The 19,624-nt window shown below is 59.6% G+C and carries 14 protein-coding genes; 9 read left to right on the top strand and 5 right to left on the bottom strand.

Going from position 1 to position 19,624, the window contains the following annotated elements; all coding sequences use genetic code 11:
* Positions 1 to 182 precede the first annotated feature (182 nt).
* Positions 183 to 1,412, top strand: a complete 1,230-nt coding sequence (locus QZ268_RS10780) for a mandelate racemase/muconate lactonizing enzyme family protein (RefSeq protein WP_295452162.1) — start codon at positions 183 to 185, stop codon at positions 1,410 to 1,412.
* 177 nt (positions 1,413 to 1,589) lie between these two features.
* Positions 1,590 to 1,877 carry a metalloregulator ArsR/SmtB family transcription factor gene (locus tag QZ268_RS10775; RefSeq protein ID WP_295452177.1) on the top strand — a complete coding sequence of 96 codons (288 nt, stop codon included), beginning with the start codon at positions 1,590 to 1,592 and terminating at the stop codon, positions 1,875 to 1,877.
* Between the two features lie 223 nt (positions 1,878 to 2,100).
* Here the strand turns inward: QZ268_RS10775 and QZ268_RS10770 are convergent, their stop codons facing one another.
* Positions 2,101 to 5,046 carry an ABC transporter transmembrane domain-containing protein gene (locus tag QZ268_RS10770; RefSeq protein WP_295452160.1) on the bottom strand — a complete coding sequence of 982 codons (2,946 nt, stop codon included), beginning with the start codon at positions 5,044 to 5,046 and terminating at the stop codon, positions 2,101 to 2,103.
* 259 nt (positions 5,047 to 5,305) lie between these two features.
* Between QZ268_RS10770 and QZ268_RS10765 the strand changes: the two genes are divergently transcribed.
* Entirely contained in the window at positions 5,306 to 5,701 is a 396-nt protein-coding gene (locus QZ268_RS10765) for a DUF3307 domain-containing protein (RefSeq protein WP_295452157.1), read from the top strand.
* A gap of 68 nt (positions 5,702 to 5,769) precedes the next feature.
* Here the strand turns inward: QZ268_RS10765 and QZ268_RS10760 are convergent, their stop codons facing one another.
* On the bottom strand, positions 5,770 to 6,237 hold the full coding sequence (locus QZ268_RS10760; RefSeq protein WP_295452148.1) for an Lrp/AsnC family transcriptional regulator: 468 nt from the start codon (positions 6,235 to 6,237) through the stop codon (positions 5,770 to 5,772).
* Between the two features lie 155 nt (positions 6,238 to 6,392).
* Here QZ268_RS10760 and QZ268_RS10755 point away from each other — a divergent pair, with 155 nt between their 5' ends.
* Complete coding sequence (locus QZ268_RS10755; RefSeq protein ID WP_295452145.1) at positions 6,393 to 9,815, top strand: indolepyruvate ferredoxin oxidoreductase family protein; 3,423 nt, start codon at positions 6,393 to 6,395, stop codon at positions 9,813 to 9,815.
* 47 nt (positions 9,816 to 9,862) lie between these two features.
* Here QZ268_RS10755 and QZ268_RS10750 read toward each other — a convergent pair whose 3' ends face one another.
* From QZ268_RS10750 to QZ268_RS10740, 3 genes are all read right to left on the bottom strand, one after another.
* On the bottom strand, positions 9,863 to 10,528 hold the full coding sequence (locus QZ268_RS10750; protein ID WP_295452141.1) for a TetR/AcrR family transcriptional regulator: 666 nt from the start codon (positions 10,526 to 10,528) through the stop codon (positions 9,863 to 9,865).
* Between the two features lie 109 nt (positions 10,529 to 10,637).
* Positions 10,638 to 11,267, bottom strand: coding sequence for a glutathione S-transferase (locus tag QZ268_RS10745; protein WP_295452139.1), 630 nt, complete (start codon positions 11,265 to 11,267; stop codon positions 10,638 to 10,640).
* A gap of 100 nt (positions 11,268 to 11,367) precedes the next feature.
* Positions 11,368 to 11,862 (bottom strand): class I SAM-dependent methyltransferase, encoded by a 495-nt coding sequence (locus QZ268_RS10740; RefSeq protein ID WP_295452136.1) that lies wholly within the window; start codon positions 11,860 to 11,862, stop codon positions 11,368 to 11,370.
* Positions 11,863 to 12,162: 300 nt separating this feature from the next.
* On the opposite strand from QZ268_RS10740, the gene QZ268_RS10735 reads away from it, so the two are divergent.
* Genes QZ268_RS10735 through QZ268_RS10715 form a run of 5 tightly spaced genes read left to right on the top strand, consistent with a single transcriptional unit; the run spans position 12,163 to position 19,387 of the window.
* Positions 12,163 to 13,935: an ABC transporter ATP-binding protein gene (locus QZ268_RS10735; RefSeq protein ID WP_295452134.1), complete on the top strand. Its 1,773-nt coding sequence runs from the start codon at positions 12,163 to 12,165 to the stop codon at positions 13,933 to 13,935.
* Entirely contained in the window at positions 13,928 to 15,862 is a 1,935-nt protein-coding gene (locus QZ268_RS10730) for an ABC transporter substrate-binding protein (protein WP_295452131.1), read from the top strand. The genes QZ268_RS10735 and QZ268_RS10730 overlap by 8 nt, the downstream gene beginning before the upstream one ends.
* Entirely contained in the window at positions 15,862 to 16,890 is a 1,029-nt protein-coding gene (locus QZ268_RS10725) for an ABC transporter permease (RefSeq protein ID WP_295452129.1), read from the top strand. Before QZ268_RS10730 ends, QZ268_RS10725 begins: the two co-directional genes overlap by 1 nt.
* On the top strand, positions 16,887 to 18,041 hold the full coding sequence (locus tag QZ268_RS10720; RefSeq protein ID WP_295452127.1) for an ABC transporter permease: 1,155 nt from the start codon (positions 16,887 to 16,889) through the stop codon (positions 18,039 to 18,041). The genes QZ268_RS10725 and QZ268_RS10720 overlap by 4 nt, the downstream gene beginning before the upstream one ends.
* Complete coding sequence (locus QZ268_RS10715; protein ID WP_295452124.1) at positions 18,038 to 19,387, top strand: CoA transferase; 1,350 nt, start codon at positions 18,038 to 18,040, stop codon at positions 19,385 to 19,387. Before QZ268_RS10720 ends, QZ268_RS10715 begins: the two co-directional genes overlap by 4 nt.
* Positions 19,388 to 19,624 lie beyond the last annotated feature (237 nt).

Raw genomic sequence — 19,624 nt, 5'->3', positions numbered from 1 at the left:
TTTGGGGAAGAAAGGCGCGTTCATGACCCGTTTTGCGCCAAAGAGGAATGGGTAGAAAGGTCGCAAACCGCCTATTTTGTTTCATCTCCGACGTAAAGGGCTAACCTTGCGAAATTCTGCTGGAAACCTGAAACCAGCGCTTACACTATCGCCCAAGACACGCGGCTGGCAGGAGGGATCGCATGAAACTGAAGGATCTGGAAATATTCGTCGTTGGCACCCCGCCGCCGGGCTGGGGCGGGCGCTATTGGATATTTGTCAAGCTGACCACCGATAACGGCATCATCGGCTATGGCGAGGTTTACGCAGCCTCGGTCGGCCCTGATGCGATGCAGGCCGTGATTACGGATGTGTTTCAGCGGCACATGCAGGGCGAAAACCCGGAAAACATCGAAATGATGTTCCGCCGGGCCTATTCCAGCGGCTTCACTCAGCGCCCGGATCTGACCGTGATGGGCGCGTTTTCCGGCCTTGAAATCGCCTGTTGGGATATCCTTGGCAAGGCGCATGACCGCCCGGTTCACGCGCTGCTCGGCGGGATGATGAATGAAAAGGTCCGCTCCTACACCTATCTGTATCCGCTGGCCCATCAGGAAAGCAGCGACTTCTGGATCAGCCCTGACATGGCCGCGGAATGTGCCGCCGAAATGGTCAGGCTGGGCTTCACGGCGGTCAAATTCGACCCCGCCGGCCCCTATACCCTGCGCGGCGGCCACCAGCCGGCAATGACCGATATCGAAACCTCGGTCGCATTTTGCGCCGCGATCCGTCAGGCGGTGGGCAGCAAGGCCGACCTGTTGTTCGGCACCCACGGCCAGTTCACCACATCAGGGGCCATTAGGCTGGGGCGGCGGCTGGAAGCCTATGATCCGCTGTGGTTCGAGGAACCGATCCCGCCCGACAATATCGCCGAGTTTGCCCGAGTCGCCGATGCCGTCCGCATCCCGATCGCGACAGGGGAGCGGATGACAACCAAGGTCGAATTCGCCGCCGCCCTGCGTGCTGGCGTGTCGATCCTGCAACCGGCGCTTGGCCGTTCTGGCGGCATCCTTGAAACCAAAAAAATCGCCGCGATTGCGGAGGTTCACAATGCCCAGATCGCGCCGCATCTTTATGCCGGCCCGGTGGAATGGGCCGCCAATATCCAACTGGCCGCCTCGATCCCAAACATCCTGATGGCTGAATGCATCGAAACGCCATTTCACGACGCGCTGATCCAAGGCAGCATCCGGGTGGAGGACGGCTTCATCACCGTACCTGATGCCCCTGGACTTGGAATTCAGGTTGATGAGGCTCTCGCTCGCGCGCACCCCTTTACCGGCACTGATCTGCATCTCAACATGCGCGAAGAGCCCTGCGACTATCAAAATGGCAACAGTTTTGCCGGCGGCGCTCCGCCACTAGAGACCTAACCCACGACAGACGTCATTGCAGGGGGTGACTTTGCTATGGGATGTGGGGCATTATGCGCCCATCAACCAGTGCAGGATGTTGGATACGTGACCCTTCAGACCCCAGAGCCTCTCCTTGACGCAGCCACCTCAGCAGAGACGGTCGAAACAGAATTACACCCGGAAGCGCCCATCAACATGGCAGAACGCGCTGCCGAGGCGGCAGGCTTTCTCAAGACGCTGGCCCATGAGGGACGGCTGATGATTCTATGTCATCTTGGTGCCGGCGAAAAATCCGTAGGCACCCTGGAGTCCCTGCTGGATATGCGCCAGGCCGCTGTCAGCCAGATGCTGGCGCGGCTGCGCGATGAGGGGCTGGTGCAAACGCGGCGAGAGGGGAAAACCATTTTCTACTCGCTCAAGGACCAAAACACGCAAGAGCTCATTGCCCTGCTTTACCGACAGTTCTGCAGCCCCGACAGCTAAACCCGCACCAGCTGCCAGCTATCGCCAGGCATTTTTTCAGCCGACTTTTTTCTGGGAGCGTTTTTCTGGAGGCGCTTCCCTGCCTGTATGCGTCTGCAGAAACAGGCTTCATCCAGTCATGCTCCTATCCTTCTTGGCCCGATCCACCCTCCCCCTGTCTTCCCCCCTGTCTTCGGCCTACACCAGCCCGTTAAGGCGCCAAGGACATGGGAGGGACCAGAAATCAGTTTCCAACGTAGCCGGAGACCACCTGCAGCAGTTTGAAGGCCGTATTGGCATCGTTTTCGACCACGGCTAGGAATTCTTCTTCACCGATCCGCAAACAGGTGAGTTCGGTTTCCGCAATCATGCTCAGTGCCCGCGGTTCTTTGCGGATGAGACCTAATTCCCCCACCAACTTACCCGGCCCAACCGAAGTGACCTTATGATCCTCGTGCCCCTCTTGTGGCAGGAACAGGCCGGCCTGGCCCTCGGTAATCATGTAGACACCATCACTGGCGACATCGTTCTTTAGGAAAACCGCATCCCCGGCCTGGGCTGAATACCAGCGTGCGCCAAAGGCCAATAACCGCAGCTGCCGCCGGTTCAGGCCAGAAAACAGCTCTGTCTCCTCCAATGCCCGGAGCTTGCGCGCCAGATCCTGGCTGGCGGCACTGTCTTCGACCACATGATCGTCCGGGTCATCACTGACCAGCCTGCCCTGGCGCAATTCATAGAAGGCGTCAAACACATCCACGCGATCAAACGCCGACTCGAGATAAACAAGCGTGGTATCGGGCAACAGGCGGCGCAGGTTCTTATGCACCGCAATCCGGGTGTCCAGATCATAGCTGGAGAAAGCCGAATCCAACAGCAGGATATCCGGTCGCTTGATCGTGGCCCTGGCAAAGGCCAGGGGTTCCGCATAGCTGGAAGGCAGCCCCTGGCCGCCCAGTGCAATGGGCAAATCAAAGATCAGCTCTACCACCATGTCACGGGCGCCGTTTTCGACCAGAACCTGCGACACCAACCGCCGCAACTCATCCCCACGCGCGCCGGAGCTGTCGGAAATCTTGCCAAAGAGAGCGTTTTCCAGAACCGTCAGGCCCGGGGCAAAGCTCGCCTCGTCTAGGCGCACAAAAACATCAGACAAGGTCCCCAACAGTTCATCCGCGTGGCTTTTGCGAAAGGCGAGGATCCGGGCCTTCATTTCATCCGTGAAAGCCGGGCCGATCTGTTCAGCCGAAATGCTGAAGGGAACGATCATCAATTGCGCCAGCTCGTCCTGTTCCAGCGCCTCGGTGCCCTTGCTGCGGGTCTTGTCAACCAGGGCAGAGGCCCGTTCATAGGCCTTGGGATCAAGTCCCAGCTTGCGAAATAGGGGGTGATCCGTGCCATCCATGCCAAAAATCTGCCGCAGGATGTCCACGACGTCCTGTGTCAGGGCAACCAGATCATCGAGCAGTTGCAGTTCTCGCAGACGGTCGAGGAAATCGACGTGCTGGCTCAGCATTTCCTCGGAGATAGGCTCGCTCAGCGTCGCGTAGAGCAGGTTTTCAACCACTGGCAAGGCGGGGTTATAGGCATCCGGGGCCAGGCCATGTACCTGCGCGCCCAGTTCCGACTTTGCGATGGCTGCACGCACCTTGGGCCGCAGATCAACCAGAGACTGCGCCAAGCGCGGGTGTTGGATGGCATCAAATTTCTGTTCCATCCCACGCCGAAATAGGGCGCTGTCGGTACCGATGCCGGCCAGAAGCTGAACCCACCAGTCGCGCAGATCATGCTCGGTCGCAAAACCCGCCAGTTCCGGATCCAGCCAGGGAGCATCAAAGGCATCTGCGCTATTGCCTGCCAGCTGCGCGGCCCGAAAGCGCCCGGTATCATGGGCGCTGCCCATGGGGCGTTGGCGCATTGGCATCATCACGTTATCGCCAAAGGAGCCCTGAAACAGCACCGGGCGGGACGTCACGTGGCCGACGCGCAGCGCCAGTACCGCCTGATGCAGATCCCGCATATCCTGGCCTGCGACGGTCACCTGTCCGGCAGACGGCAAAACTTCACGGGTCAACAACGCGGCCATGGCCCGTCGATCCTCTTCTGAGGGGGCCGCAATGCCAATGACCCGCCCCGCCGGTAGGGTTGCATTCAGGTCTTCCAGTACCAGATTCCCATCTGCATCCCGCACATTGACCGAATTGAGCGTAACATCGCTATTGAGCCGGACAAATTCATCCGGTTCGCCGGACATCAGCTCTTCGCGCACCATGCCCGACGGGGCAAACCGCTCCAGAATCACATCCCAGCGAAGGGCCATATCCTGGGTCTGGTTGTAATAGGCCAAAAGCTCTTTCCAGGGGGAGGCAAGGTCTTTGTAGGCCGCTAGAGCTGCCACCAGCGCCCCAAGGGAGACTTCCCCCTGCAGCACCAGATAGCCGCCCACGGAGTAAAAGAAGAATGGGGTCAGATTGGTAATGAAGTTGTTGAGGAACTTCATGAAGAATTTTTTCTGATAGATCTGGAACCGAATGTCATAGAGACGGCCCAGCCGATCGGTGATCACCGCCATCCGGTAGCGCCAGCCCCCATTGATGCGCAGCGTCGCAGCACCAGCGGCACTTTCACCGATCTCAGAGGCCAGCGCCCGTACCTGATGAATCCGGGTCTTGTTCAGCAGGTTGATCTGGCGTTGCAACATCGGGATCAGCCAGCCCTGCAGCGGGATTAGCGCCACTGCCGCCAATCCGAACCAGGGGCTTTGGGTGAAAAGGAAAAACAGAATTGTCAGCATCTGTCCGGCCTGCAACACAGGTTGGCTGACCGCATCCCCCATCAAGCCCCCCATCGGCTCACTCTCGGAGGTAATCATTGACACCAGTTCACCCTGGCTTACCCGCTCAAAATAGGGCTGAGGAAAGCGCAGAACCCGGGCAATCAACCGGTAGCGAAACCGCCGCAACATGCGTTCAGCCAGTACACCCTTCATGGTATTGATGCGCATTTTCAGCAATCCGTGCAGCAGCACGGCAATCAGGAAACCGGCACAGAGAATCCACAGGTAATCGAGTTTTCCAATCGAGTAGCCAAACAGGTCAATACGGTCAGTCTGCGCGCCAATGGCGTCATTGATGATCCGTTTGGGCAGTTCCAGTGTGAGATACAAAAGCGGAAACAAACAGCCGGTGACCATCAGCAGGATAACTTGGTCGCGTTTGGAATATTTCCAGATAAAACGGAAGAGAGACGGTTCTATGGGAGAGCTCCAACTTTGGCTGCAGCAAAAACAGTTCTTCATGCCTAGCGCGGTTTGCACCTGACAGGCAATGGGCAGAGCAAATGTTGCGCCTGTGATGAAGGTCACTGTCCCGTTACGGCATCCCTGCTACACAGTATTTGCCAGCTGGTAAAAAATCCGTATGGTTCCAGAGAATTTTGTACAGGGGAATGTCTTGCCAGGACTTGTCGGATCCGTATTGATTTTGCTCTGCCTGTTACAGATCAAACATCTGTTTGCCGACTTCTTTTTGCAGACACCCAAAATGCTATCCGGCCGGGACGAATACCTGCATGCAGGACGAGCGCAACACGCCGGGGTTCATGCGCTGTTTTCGGTGATTGTGTTTGTCCTGATGGGCGCACCTGTTGGCTTTACCCTGCTGATCTGCGTTGCGGAATGGGTGGTGCATTTTCACATCGATTACGGCAAGGCGCATTATTCCGAAAAGAAAGAGCTCAACCCCCAGCAGGCGTCTTTTTGGCGCGCCATGGGCACGGATCAATGCCTGCACCAGCTGACCTATCTCGCCATGACTGCCGCCTGGGTGAAATGCGTCGCCTGCCAGTGAGCCAGCCAGTGACGCCAGCCCTGTGACGCCTGCCAGCTGCCCCCTTCCAGGCCCCCGGTTCTGCCCATCTACCCCTGTGAAACCACCGAGCGATCCCGTTTGATGGTGCGCAAAACCAAATTGGTCTGCGCGCTGGCAACTGCAGGCAGGCGAAACAGGAACTCCTCAAGAAACCGGTTGTAGGATTCCAAATCAGGCGCCAGGACGCGCATTTGATAATCCGATTGGCCCGTGGTGGCATAGCATTCCTGTACCAAGGGGCTCTGTTCGACCGCACGAATGAACTCCGCCAGCTTTTCCGGGTCATGGCGGGTCAGCTGCACATGCACAATTGCCTGAAAATCCAGCCCCATAGCACTGGCATTCACCACCGCGCCATAGCGCTCAATCACGCCTGTGTCCTCTAGCGCGCGCACCCTGCGCCACAGAGCCGAGGCCGACATGCCCACCTTTTCAGAAAGCTCGGCATTGGAAATGCGGGAATCCTCCTGCAAGAGCCGCAAAATATGCCTGTCACGGTCGTCGATAAGCTGCATGAGTGATAATCTATCCATTTATTGGCTAAGTTTCGGTCAATATATCCAAATCACCGGCAAAAACCAGCAATTCAGACAGATCTATTCACCTCAGACGGATTATTCTGCCTCAAAGAGCACATTTCCCAGCCATACCACCCGCAAGGATCACCAGAATGACCGAGCTGAGCCATGATTTCCGCAGCTACAAACTAGATGACCGCTACGACCAGACCAAAGGCCGAGTGTTCCTCACCGGCACCCAGGCTCTGGCGCGGGTGATGCTGGATCAGGCGCGGCGAGACTGCAGCGCCGGGCTGAACACCGCCGGGTTTGTCTCTGGCTATCGCGGGTCGCCGCTGGGTGCAGTGGATCTGGAATTCTGGCGCTCGCGCCAGCGGATGGAAGACAACCGCGTCACCTTTATGCCTGCCGTCAATGAAGATCTTGGTGCCACGGCGGTTCTGGGGGCGCAGCAGGCCATTCTGGATCCCCATTGCGAGGTCGAGGGCGTGTTTTCCATGTGGTATGGCAAAGGCCCCGGCGTTGACCGCTCGGGGGATGCGCTGAAACATGGCAATGCCTATGGCTCCTCCGCTAAGGGCGGCGTTCTGGTGGTGGCAGGTGATGACCATGGCTGCGTCAGCTCCTCCATGCCGCATCAATCCGACGTCGCCTTCATGTCCTGGTTCATGCCGGTGCTGAACCCGGCCGATGTTTCCGAGTTTCTCACCTACGGCGAGTATGGCTTTGCCCTGTCGCGCTACTCTGGCACCTGGGTTGGCTTTAAGGCGGTGTCCGAAACCGTTGAAAGCGCCCGCTCGGTTGAACTGCAACAGGACCGCAGCTTTACCTACCCTGAGCTGCCAGACTACCCTGGTGGGCTGCATATTCGTCGCGCCGACCTGCCCTCGCCCGAGATCGAGACCCGCATCCGCGCCAAGATCAAGGCTGTGCGCGCCTTTGCCGAGGCGAACCCGATTGACCGCCGTATCTATGATGTTGAAACGGCCAAATTTGGCTTTGTCACCACCGGCAAGGGGCACCTGGACCTGATGGAGGCCCTGCGCCTGCTTGGCCTGGACGAAGCCGCCTGTCGCCGTCTCGGCATCGACATCTACAAGGTTGGCATGGTCTGGCCTCTCGCCCGCCCCGAAGCCCTGCGGTTCATGCGTGGCAAAGACGAAGTGCTGGTGGTCGAAGAAAAGCGCGGCATCATTGAGAGCCAATTCAAAGAGTATTTCTACGACTGGCCCGGTGACAAACCCAACAAGATGGTTGGCAAATACGACAGCGCAGGCGAGCCGCTGATCCCCTGGACCGGCGAGCTGAGCCCCTTGATGCTGGCCCCCATCGTTGCCGCACGTCTGGACAGCTTTTTCCCAAATGAGGGCCTGCCCGCAAAGGCTGCTGCACTGCTGGCCGAGCCACCCAAGCTGATCAATGTGCCCGGGGCCAACCGCACCCCCTATTTCTGCTCGGGCTGTCCGCATAACACCTCAACCAAACTGCCGACCGGCAGCGAGGCCAAATCCGGCATCGGCTGCCATGTGATGGCCAGCTGGATGGACCGCGAAACCTCCGGCTATGCACAGATGGGCGGCGAAGGCGTCACCTGGACGGCAGCCTCGCAGTACAATGGTGGCAAGCATATCTTCCAGAACCTTGGCGAGGGCACTTGGTATCACTCTGGCTCGCTTGCCATTCGACAGGCGGTCGCAGCAGGCACCAATATCACCTATAAGATCCTCTATAATGACGCGGTTGCCATGACCGGCGGCCAGCCCGTCGACGGCCCGGTCTCGGTCCTCGGCATCGCCCAGACCTGCCGCGCCGAAGGGGTGCAGCGCATTGCCTTGGTCTCTGATGATATCGACAAATTCAACCGCGGCGATTTTCCTGCCGGCACCATCTTCCATGACCGCGCCGATATGGATCTGGTCCAGCGTGAGCTGCGTGAGATCAAGGGGGTTTCTACCCTGATCTACGAACAGACCTGCGCCACCGAAAAACGCCGCCGCCGCAAGCGTGGCACCATGGAAGACCCCAAGAAGTTCGCCTTTATCAATGATCTGGTCTGCGAAGGCTGCGGCGATTGCTCGATTGAGAGCAACTGCCTGAGCGTTGAACCCAAGGAAACAGCCTTTGGTCGCAAGCGTAAGATCAACCTGTCCAGCTGCAACAAGGATTTCTCCTGCCTGAACGGTTTCTGCCCCAGCTTTGTCACCATTGAGGGCGGCAGCCGACGCAAAAAACTGCCTGCAGGTCTGGATCGCGATGCCCTGGCCGCAAAACTGCCCGCGCCTGAGTTGCCAGCGCTGGAGACACCCTTTGATCTGCTGGTCACCGGGGTGGGCGGCACCGGCGTTGTCACGGTCGGCGCGCTGATCACCATGGCAGCGCACCTGGAGGGCAAAGGCTCCAGCGTGCTGGACTTTACCGGCTTTGCGCAGAAATTCGGCACTGTGCTCAGCTATATCCGCCTTTCTGCCAGCCCAGACAGCCTCAACCAGGTGCGCATTGATCAGGCCGCCGCAGATGCGGTGATTGGCTGTGATGTGGTGGTCAGCTCTGCCCCCAAGGCCTCGGCCCATTATCGCGCGGGCACCCGGATTGTGCTGAACCGCGCCGAGATGCCCACAGGGGATCTGGTGCTGCGCCGTGACGCCGATCTGATGGCAGGGGTGCGTGAACAACAAATTGCAGCGGCAGTGGGTCCTGAAAACCTCAGCGGCTTTAACGCCAACGAGGCCGCCGAGACCCTGTTGGGCGATGCGGTTCTGGCCAATGTAATGATGCTGGGCTTTGCCTGGCAAAAGGGGCTGGTGCCAGTCAGCGGCACGGCACTGGATCAGGCGATCGAACTGAACGGCGTGGCCATCGACAAAAACCGCCTTGCCTTTACCATTGGCCGCGCCATGGCCACGGATCCCCAGCTGGTGGCGCAATTCTATGCCGAAGCCCCAGAGAGCACCGAAACACTGGACCAGATCATCGAGCGCCGCTCGGTTTTCCTGACGGGGTATCAGGATGCCGCCTATGCCCAGCGCTTTACCAGCACTTTGGACAGCTTTCGCAACCAGCTGCCCGAGCAGGCCAAGGAGGAGCTCACCGAGGCCGCCGCGCGGTCATTGTTCAAACTGATGGCTTATAAAGATGAATTTGAGGTCGCGCGCCTGATGACCGGCGACGGCTTCAAAGATCAGATCGCCCAGGAGTTCGAAGGCGACTACAGCGTCAACTACCACCTGGCCCCGCCCCTGCTGAGCCGCAAAAAAGACGCCCGCGGTCGCCCGCTCAAAAAGAGCTTTGGCCCCTGGCTGCGCCCTGCCCTGTCGGTGCTGAGCCGCGCCAGGGTGCTGCGCGCCAGTCGGCTCAACCCCTTTGGCTACCACGAGGAAGCCCGCCTGCATCGCAGCCTGCTGGCCTGGTACGAGGCAGCCCTGGACAGGGTCGCGGCCAGTTACAGCAGCGATAAGCACCAGGACTGCCTGCAGATCCTAGAGGCCCCGATGGAGATCCGTGGCTATGGTCCGGTGCGACTGGAGGCCGCCCATAAGCACCGCGCCAACGCCACCCACCTGCTCGAAAAGCTATGAATAAGAAATGGCCCCAACCGGGGCCATTTCTTATAGGTCAAACCGGATTACAAATCCCAGTGCTTGCGGGTGAACTCTGAAAATTCATCCAGTTCAATCGCACTGGGCTCACGCCCGGTAAAGACCTTCAGATACTGCGGCGTCATTTCCAACCTATGGGCGTAGCTCTCGTTGGGTTCGGCCATGTCGTAGCCCAGCTGCATGTAATACAGCACCTTGGCGCGGGTCATGGCCTCTAGGCTCGCATAGCCGTAGCGCAGAAACATCTGCGTCAAGGCCTCAACCCGGCGCGCATCCGAACGATCCAACAGACTGCGGACCTTGCCGGATCGCCGCGCCCAGTCCCGTACCGCAAAATCCAGCGCGGTGTTAAACAAGGCCGGATTGGCTATGCAGTGAAACACGTTCAGAACCGCGCCCGTGATGGCCTCTGCCGGAGCCTCGGCACGGGCCAACATCGCGGCGGTATTGGTCTGTTCCCAGGTTTTCAGCAAGGCATCCAACAGATCCTGCCGGGACTTGAAATACCAATAAAAGGAGGAGCGTGACACCTTCATCCGCTCAGCCAGGGCCAGCACCTTGACCTGCTCGACACCATCGCTGATCAGCACATCCATCGCCACATTGAGCCAGTCGTCCCGGGTGACTTTGACATTGCCAACCAGCGGTTCGGCGCTGGGATTGTCACGGTGCAAAAGCGGCTTTGGTGGCATAAAAACTCATCTTTTTCTGGGGTGGAGCCATCCAGCATTGGGCTGCGACATCCTGCGGCGGGCGCAGGATGTTGTCCAGACCTGTCATGCCCGCCCCTGCCCGAAGACGTCAGAGCTGCGCGCTGGGACGTGCCTTGATTGCCTTGTACCAGGCCAGGCTGGCGGTGTTCTCTTCCGGGATCCGCTGCTGGATCACACGGGCAAACTCAACAAACACAAAGGCCGAAATATCTGCCAAGGTGAACGCCTCACCGGCCAGATAAGGGCTCTCGCGCAAACGCTCTTCCAACAGAGTAAAAAAGGCCTGGGTCCGCGCCAAGCCGCGCTCTGCCAGTTCCGGCAGCTGGGCGTAATTGTCGGGGCCAGGAATAGCGCGATCACTAAAGGCCGGATGGGTATTGCGCAGCGCCTCGGCGATGGGCATGCCGCCTTGCTGCTCGACAATGGAATTCCACATCAGCACCAGGCCCTTTTCATCCGCCGTGCGCCCCATCAGGGCGGGCTCCGGCGTATGGGCTTCCAGATAGGCCGCAATGCCGAGGTTTTCCGTCAAAACGCAGCCCGTATCCGTCACCAGTACCGGAATGGTCGCCCGTGGATTCACTGCGCGAAATTCTGGTTTCAGCTGCTCTCCCTTGGCAATCGAGATATCGTGGCTTTCCGGCGCAAGGCCCTTTTCCGCCAAAAACATCCGCGCCCGTCGCGGATTGGGTGCGGTGGAACAATCATAAAAAATCATCGGTTGGCCTCCCTGGTCACCGGTTTGGTCAGGCCCCAACCTAGGCGGCGCTGGCGGGCGAGGGCCAGAGTAACCCAACGTCCCGCCACAATTCCCACTCTTAGCTGTCGCGGCGATAGATAAAGCAGCGCTCCTCAACGGCTTCGGGCGGCAGAGGCATTTCGGTAAGCGCCTCAAAATACATCCGGTCTGACGAGACCATCAGCCCGCCGACAGCCAGCAGAGGTTCAACCAGCGGCGAGATCAGCTGCGCAAAAGCGTCATTCTTGGCCCGGTTATGACCGCCAAGATCCGCATGGATCAGGCTGGCAGTGGCGCCAAAGCGGGTCAAGGCTGCTGGCAGGGTTTCACGCACATCACCGAGGATGGTCAGCTCTTCTGGTGGGGTGCTGTCGGGATGCGAGGCCACGGCACGTTCAAACACATAAAGATCGCGGCCTTTGATGTTGTGCTGCATGTGGTGATAGGTGCGGCCATTGCCCAGCCCCAGCTCAAACACTGGCCCCTGCATATCAGCGGTCTGGGCTATTCCAAAATCCAGACAGGCGCGCTGCGACACCATGCGGTCTATAAAAAGGTCCAATCGGGTGCTCATATCAGGTCTCCTCTGGCATGCCTGCAAGGTCGGATGGCTTGGGCACAGCGCCACCGCGCCTTAGTCCCGCCCTGCTTTGTCAGATCCTGAAACAAATGTGTAGCACTTGCTGCCTATGCTCAGGCCGCCAGAGCAAATTGTGGCGCACAGGTGCCGTTTCATCAATTTTGTTTCTGCAAAACCCCACCAGGGCAAATGGGGTTTGACTAGACCACCACCCCCGCGCGAAGGTGAGCGCAAAAAAACAGGGAAAGACGGGACATAATGACCGGATCACGACATCACCAAGGGCAGCACTGAATGGCGCCTCTGCTCTCGGTAAAGGACCTTAGCATCGGCTTTGGCAAGGATGACTCTGTTGTGCGCGGTGTCAGTTTTGACGTCGCCTCCGGCGAGACATTGGCGCTGGTCGGTGAAAGCGGATCCGGCAAGACTGTGACCTGTCGCGCAGTTCTGCGCATTCTGCCAAAGGCAGCGCAAATCCGCACTGGCAGCATCCAGTTTAACGATGGCGCCAGCTCCAAAGAACTGCTGCACCTCCCCGAGGCTGGAATGCGCGATCTGCGCGGCAACCAGATTGCCATGATTTTTCAGGAACCGATGCGTTCCCTGTCGCCGCTGCACCGCATTGGCAATCAAGTGGCCGAGGTGCTGTGGCTGCATGGGCGCCAAAGCGAGGCCGAAGCAAAAAAGAAGGTGCTTGCCTGTTTTGAACGCGTCGGATTCCCCGATCCAGAACGCACCTACAGCTCTTATCCGTTTGAACTGTCTGGCGGTATGCGGCAGCGCGCCATGATTGCCATGGCCATGGTGGCCAAGCCCAAGCTGTTGATCGCAGATGAGCCGACAACCGCGCTGGATGTGACAACCCAGGCGCAGGTTCTGGGGTTGATGAAAGAGCTGCAGCGCGACACGGGTATGGCGATGATCCTGGTCACCCATGATCTGGGCGTGGTGGCCAATATGGCCGAACAGGTCGTGGTCATGCACAAGGGGCGGGTGATGGAAGCCGGCGCCGCCGAGCCGCTGCTGTCCAGCCCAGCCCATGCCTATACCCAGGCGCTGATCAAGGCCGCGCCAAAAATTCCCGCAGCCGCAGCCCCCAAGGCCATGCCAGAACAAAAAGACCTGATCCTGGAGCTGAACGCGGTTTCAAAAACCTATAGCATGCGGGCCGGCAAAGGCTGGAAAGCCCCCAGCCTGATCTATGCCTGCCGCGGCATTGATCTGCAGCTGCCCCGTGGAAAAACCCTGGCCATCGTCGGTGAAAGCGGCTCAGGCAAAACCACAGCCGCGCGGATTGCCCTGGGGGCCGAACCGCCGGACGACGGCGGCGAAGTGCTGTTTCGCTCCACAGCCGGGGCCGACCCCATCGCAGTGCACAAGATGGATCGCACCGCCCGCACCGCCTTTCAGCGCGAGGCCCAGATGGTGTTTCAGGATCCCTACTCCTCGCTGAGCCCGAGAATGCGTATTCTGGACACCATGGTAGAACCCCTGGAAATCCACGGCATCGGCAACCGGGCTGAACGGCGTGAAAAGGCTGGCGACATGCTGCAAATGGTCGGGTTGAGCGAAGACATGCTGCAGCGCTATCCCCATGCCTTTTCCGGGGGGCAACGCCAGCGCCTGTCGATTGCCCGCGCTCTGATGCTAAATCCGTCCCTGCTGGTCTGCGACGAGCCCACCTCGGCGCTGGATGTGTCGGTGCAGGAGCAAATTCTGCGCCTGCTGGAGCAAATTCGCGATCAAAAACAACTCTCCTATCTGTTCATCAGTCACGATCTGGCGGTAGTGGCGCGGATCGCAGACGAGGTCGCTGTGATGCGGCGTGGCTTGGTGGTCGAACAAGCGACCCCCGAAACCCTGTTTCACAATCCTCAGCACCCCTACACCAAGGCCCTGATTGCAGCCCAACCCGAGCCGGACATTCACCGCCCGATCAATCTGCAATTGGTGGCGCAGGGGGCAGGTCGCCCCGAGGACTGGCCCGAACACTTTAGATTCTCTGGCTCTGACGCGCCGCCGCTTGTGCCGCTCGAGCCCGGACACAAGGTACGCTGCCATGTTTAAAGCCACACAAAAACTTCTCACCCGTGCCTCTGCGGTGCTTGCTGCCAGCCTCTTGCTGCTGCCACTGTCAGGGCATGCCGGGCCCAGTTTTGTCGAAAGCGGCTTCTGGAAACCAGAAGTTGACGCCGGCAATCTGCCCCCCATTTCTGAACGCTTGCCGCATGCGCCCTTGGTTGTGGATCTGGCAGCTAAGGGGCGCCAGTTTGGTGTGCAGGGCGGCACGCTCAACACCATGGTGACCCGCTCCAAAGACATCCGTCAAATGGTGGTCTACGGCTATGCCCGACTGGTGGGTTATAGCGAAGACTACCAATTGCAGCCCGATATTTTGCTGGGCTATGAAAATGAAGGAAACAAGCGCTACACCCTGCGGCTGCGTCCGGGCCATCGCTGGTCCAATGGGGATCCCTTTACCTCGGCTGATTTTGAATATTGGTGGAAAGACATCGCCAATAATCCGCTGCTGAGCCCCGCCGGGCCACCGGATTTTCTCTTTGCAGAGGGCAAGCTGCCCCAGGTCAGTTTCCCGGATGAGACCACCGTTATCTTTGAGTGGCAGGTGCCTCATCCGCAGTTCCTGCAAAACCTGGCTCAGGCGCGCCCCCCCTTCATCTACCGCCCTTCGGCCTACTTGAAACAATTCCACGCCGATTATGCCGATGCCGACACCCTGGCCGAAGAGGTGGACTATGCCCGGGTCAAAAGCTGGGCCGCCCTGCATAATAAATACGACAACATGTACAAGTTCGACAATCACGAGCTGCCAACCCTGCAACCCTGGATGAATGCCACTGCCGGCAAACGCATCCGCCATCAGTTTGTCCGCAATCCCTATTATCACCGGGTCGACAGCCGGGGCGTACAACTGCCCTATATTGACACCGTCGAGATGGAGATCGTGGCCGGTGGTCTGGTCGCGGCCAAATCCAACGCAGGTCAGGCAGATTTGCAGGCCCGCGGCCTTGGCTTTCGTGACATCCCCATCCTGCGTAAGGGCGAAAACGACGGGGACACCTACAAGACCTACCTTTGGGGAACCGGCGCTGCATCACAGATCGCCATCTATCCAAACCTGAACACCGCCGACCCGGTCTGGCGCAACACCCTGCGTGATGTGCGGGTGCGTCGAGCGCTATCGCTGGCAATCAACCGGGCAGCCATCAACCGGGCGCTCTATTTCAAACTGGCCAAGCCCGGGGCAATGTCAGTGCTGGAACGAAGCCCTTTCTTTAGACCAGAATTCCGCGAGGCCTGGGCCTCTTTTGACCCTGAACAGGCAAACGAACTGCTGGATCAGGCCGGGCTTACCGAAAAGGACGGCTATGGCATTCGCCATCTGCCCGATGGGCGCCGCATGGAGCTGGTGGTCGAGACCGCAGGCGAACGCCAGGAAGTGGAAAATGCGCTACAGATCATCACCGACGACTGGAACGACATTGGCGTCAAGCTGATCATGCGGCCGCTGGATCGCGACATTCTGCGCAACCGGGTGTTTTCCGGCACCACCATGGCCTCGGTCTGGTACGGCTGGGACAATGGCTTGCCGCAAAAACATACCTCTCCCGCTTTTCTTGCGCCCACCGATCAGGTGTTTCTGGCCTGGCCCAAATGGGGGCAGTATTACCAGACTGGTGGCGCCGCCGGCGAGGCACCGGACATGGAGCCCGCTCAGCGCCTGATGGAATTGCTGCATGAGTGGGAGCTGGCGGACGACGACGCTGAACGGGCCGAAATCTGGCACCAAATGCTTTCGATCCACGCGGATCAGGTCTATGGCATTGGCATTGTCGCAGCTGCGCCGCAGCCGGTGGTGGTGTCAAACCGGCTGCACAATGTACCCGAACAGGCCATCTGGGCCTGGGAACCCGGTGCCCATTTTGGCGTCTATCGCCCCGACGAATTCTATTTTCAGGACGGTGAAGGCTGATGGAGATTCTGCGCTACGCCTTTTACCGGTTTGGCACCATGTTGCTGACGCTCTGGGTGGTCTCCATCCTGGTCTTTGTCATCATCAACCTGCCCCCCGGCGATTATCTCTCCAATCAGATCGCAGAGCTGCGCGCCAGCGGCCAGTCTGCCGGCGTTGCCAAGGCCGAATTCCTGCGCAGCGAATACGCGTTGGATAAACCCCTGTGGCAGCAGTATTTCATCTGGGTTGGCTTCCTGCCCGGCCCGCATGGGTTTTCTGGTTTGGTGCAGGGCAATTTTGGCTGGTCTTTTGAATTTGACCGTCCGGTGGCGGAAATCGTCGGCGACAGTCTCTGGCTCACCGTTCTGGTCAACCTTGCGGCGGTGGTGTTTGTCTATGTGGTGGCTTTGCCGCTGGGGGTTTTGGCGGCGGCGCGGGCGCGCAGCTGGGTCGATTATACCTCTGCGTTTATTGGCTACCTTGGCCTTGCCACACCAAATTTCCTGCTCGCCCTGATCCTGTTCTATTACGGGCACCGCTGGTTCAACCTGCCTATTGGTGGCTTGATGGACCCCGCCTTTGAGGGCGAGCCCATGGGATGGGAAAAGGTGAAATCCATTCTCATCCACCTGATTGTGCCGACCTTTGTCATCGGCACCTCCGGGGCCTCGGCGATGATGCAGCGGCTGCGCGCGAACATGCTGGACGAGCTGGGCAAACCCTATGTGGAAACCGCCGTGGCCAAGGGCATGGGGCCTGCCCGGATGCTGGCAAAATACCCCCTGCGGGTGGCCTTTAACCCCTTTGTCGCCGATATTGGCAACCTGCTGCCGGCGATGATTTCCGGCTCGGTTCTGGTCTCCGTTGTTCTGGGATTGCAGACCATCGGCCCCACCCTGCTGACCGCGCTCAAAACCCAAGACATGTTTCTTTCCGGCTTTGTCTTGATGTTTGTCGCCCTGCTGACGCTGATTGGAACGATGATTTCAGACGTGCTGCTGGTCCTGCTGGATCCCCGCATTCGCTACGAGGGGCGTGACGCATGACCCAACTGCCTGACGGACGCTTTGTTGACGACGCGCCTTATGATCCCCAGGCCTCCTTGCTGGAGCTGGAGCGCAAGGATCTGGATGCCCCCAACTGGGTGCTGATCTGGCGCAAGTTCAAAACCCATAAGCTGGGGCTGATCTCGGGTGCCTTCCTGCTGATCTGCTATCTTTTGCTGCCTGTCGTCGGCTTTATCGCCCCCTATGGCCCAAACCAACGGATGAGCGAAAACCTCTATTCGCCACCGCAGTCGATCAACTTCTTCCATGACGGCGAATTTATCGGCCCCTTCATCTATCCCATGACCTCCGAGGCGGATCTGGAGACCTTTCAATGGGTGTTCAAACCGGATCTCGACAATCCGCTCAAGCTTGAGTTCTTTTGCCAGGCAGAGCGCTACAATATTGCCGGGCTGATCCCATCAAACACCCATTTGTTCTGTGCACCCGAAGGGGCGACGCTGTTTCTTTGGGGCTCTGACCGCTTGGGGCGTGATATTTTCAGCCGCATTCTTTACGGGGCGCAATTGTCGCTGACGGTTGGTCTCATCGGGATCTCGGTTTCCTTTGTGCTGGGCATCTTCTTTGGCTCGATTGCGGGCTATTTTGGCGGCAAGATTGACTGGGTAATCAACCGGGTGATCGAGGTCCTGCGCTCGCTGCCAGAGCTGCCCCTGTGGCTGGCCTTGTCGGCAGCAGTGCCATCGAACTGGTCACCGGTGGCGGTGTTCTTCATCATCTCGGTGATCCTGGGCATTCTGGATTGGCCGGGGCTGGCACGGTCTGTGCGGGCCAAATTCCTGTCGCTACGCGAAGAGGAATACGTCCGGGCGGCGGAAATGATGGGGGCCTCTTCTGGTCGGGTCATCCGCAAGCACCTGATCCCCAACTTCATGTCGCATCTGATTGCCTCTGCCACCCTGTCGATCCCGGCGATGATCCTGGGCGAGACGGCTCTGTCTTTCCTCGGCCTCGGGCTGCGGGCGCCGGCGGTCAGCTGGGGAGTGATGCTCAATGATGCGCAAAACCTCGCCTCAATCGAGATCTATCCCTGGACCGCCATTCCGATGCTGCCGATTGTCATCATCGTGCTGGCCTTCAACTTCTTTGGCGATGGGCTGCGCGACAGTCTGGACCCCTATCAACAATGAGCCAGCTGCAAGACTTCCCCAGCCCCGAGAGCTATCAAACCACTGGCACGGGGCGCTATGACAGCGCCTATGCCGTCAGCGAGCTGGCCAATGCCAGCCTCGCCGCCGTTGGCCAGCAGCTGGCGCTGCTGATGCAGGCGACAGGTCTCGGCTCCCACACCCAGCCGGTAACGGTGGATCAGCGCCTTGCCTCGCTTTGGTTTGGCTACAGTTTCGCAGCCCAGGGCTGGGAGCTCCCCAGCCTGTGGGATCCGATTGCCGGCAACTACCGCTGCAAGGACGGTTGGATCCGGCTGCATACCAACCTGCCCCATCACCGCGCTGCCGCCCTTTTGGTTCTGGGCTGCGCCGAAGACCCCGCAGCCGTGACCGCAGCGGTCGCCGCATGGGAGGGGGAAGCGCTTGAAACTGCGGTTGTCGCCCAGGGCGGTGTCGCTGCCTTTATGCGCAGCAGGGAGCAGTGGCTGGCGCATCCCCAGGGCCAAGCCGTGCAACAAGAGCCGCTGATAAACTGGGTTGCACCGCGCCCCGTTCTGCTGCGCGACCGCCCCGAGGCGACCGCCACGCGGCCTCTGGCAGGTTTGCGCGTGCTAGATCTGACGCGGGTTCTCGCTGGCCCTATCGCCACCCGGACCTTGGCCGGTTTTGGCGCCGAGGTGCTGCGGATTGATCCGCCGGGCTGGGACGAACCAGGGGTGATCCAAGACATATCCCTGGGTAAATCCATGGCCAGTCTCGACCTGCGGGACAACGGGGGGCTGCAGCGGTTCAAAGATCTCTTGGAGCAGGCGGATGTTCTGGTACATGGCTATCGCCCTGGCGCGCTCGACGGGCTTGGACTGGACCTCGCCACCCGCGACCACATCGCCGCCAACCGGATAGAGGTCACAATTGATGCCTATGGCTGGACCGGCCCCTGGGCAGGACGGCGCGGGTTTGACAGCCTGGTACAGATGAGCGCCGGCATCGCGGACAGGGGCGCTCAATGGGCCGGGGCTGACGAGCCAACCCCGCTGCCCGTGCAGGCTCTGGACCATGCCACCGGTTATATGATGGCTGCCGCTGTGCTCAATGCTCTGACCTCGGCGACCACAACCCAGCGCGCTGCCAGCGCCCGACTGTCCCTCGCCCGCATGGCAGAGCAGCTGGCGCAGATACCGCAGCAGCTCACGGGGCCCAAGATTTCAGGCTCTCAGCCAGCAGACTACGCGCCCGAGGTCGAAGACAGCAGCTGGGGCCCGGCGTTGCGGCTGCGCCCCGCTTTGCAGGTTGGCGCCACCCAGATGCATTGGGACCGCCCCGCGCAGGCCTGCGGCAGCGCCCCCGCCCGCTGGCCTCTAACCTAAGGGCCAAGGGCACCTAAAGACTAAGGACAAGGGGCACTGTCCCGCGTTTAGATCCTAGCACTCCAAGGCCGCTATCGCCCCCGCCGGGCCGCAGGCCCGGCGCCCGGCCCAACGCCAATCGAAGCGCGTCAGCGGATCGCATTGGGGGCGGGAGCCCCCCTTCATATGGATAGACCGATCATGCAGGCCCCTAGGTGTTTGCAGCAGCAAGGTCATGGTAAGGCGATTTCCCTCTGC

This window comes from uncultured Pseudophaeobacter sp., from assembly GCA_905479575.1.
GTDB lineage: Bacteria > Pseudomonadota > Alphaproteobacteria > Rhodobacterales > Rhodobacteraceae > Pseudophaeobacter.
The sequence above is the reverse complement of the archived record's forward strand: the minus strand, read 5'-3'. Positions and strand labels throughout refer to the sequence as shown.

Excerpts from the sequence above, each read along its gene's own strand:
- QZ268_RS10725 (WP_295452129.1), top strand. The coding sequence starts at position 15,862 with ATGGAGATTCTGCGCTACGCCTTTTACCGGTTTGGCACCATGTTGCTG.
- QZ268_RS10750 (WP_295452141.1), bottom strand. The coding sequence starts at position 10,528 with ATGCCACCAAAGCCGCTTTTGCACCGTGACAATCCCAGCGCCGAACCG.
- QZ268_RS10740 (WP_295452136.1), bottom strand. The coding sequence starts at position 11,862 with ATGAGCACCCGATTGGACCTTTTTATAGACCGCATGGTGTCGCAGCGC.
- QZ268_RS10775 (WP_295452177.1), top strand. The coding sequence starts at position 1,590 with ATGGCAGAACGCGCTGCCGAGGCGGCAGGCTTTCTCAAGACGCTGGCC.
- QZ268_RS10770 (WP_295452160.1), bottom strand. The coding sequence starts at position 5,046 with ATGGTCACCGGCTGTTTGTTTCCGCTTTTGTATCTCACACTGGAACTG.
- QZ268_RS10745 (WP_295452139.1), bottom strand. The coding sequence starts at position 11,267 with ATGATTTTTTATGATTGTTCCACCGCACCCAATCCGCGACGGGCGCGG.
- QZ268_RS10730 (WP_295452131.1), top strand. The coding sequence starts at position 13,928 with ATGTTTAAAGCCACACAAAAACTTCTCACCCGTGCCTCTGCGGTGCTT.
- QZ268_RS10755 (WP_295452145.1), top strand. The coding sequence starts at position 6,393 with ATGACCGAGCTGAGCCATGATTTCCGCAGCTACAAACTAGATGACCGC.
- QZ268_RS10735 (WP_295452134.1), top strand. The coding sequence starts at position 12,163 with ATGGCGCCTCTGCTCTCGGTAAAGGACCTTAGCATCGGCTTTGGCAAG.
- QZ268_RS10715 (WP_295452124.1), top strand. The coding sequence starts at position 18,038 with ATGAGCCAGCTGCAAGACTTCCCCAGCCCCGAGAGCTATCAAACCACT.
- QZ268_RS10780 (WP_295452162.1), top strand. The coding sequence starts at position 183 with ATGAAACTGAAGGATCTGGAAATATTCGTCGTTGGCACCCCGCCGCCG.
- QZ268_RS10760 (WP_295452148.1), bottom strand. The coding sequence starts at position 6,237 with ATGCAGCTTATCGACGACCGTGACAGGCATATTTTGCGGCTCTTGCAG.
- QZ268_RS10720 (WP_295452127.1), top strand. The coding sequence starts at position 16,887 with ATGACCCAACTGCCTGACGGACGCTTTGTTGACGACGCGCCTTATGAT.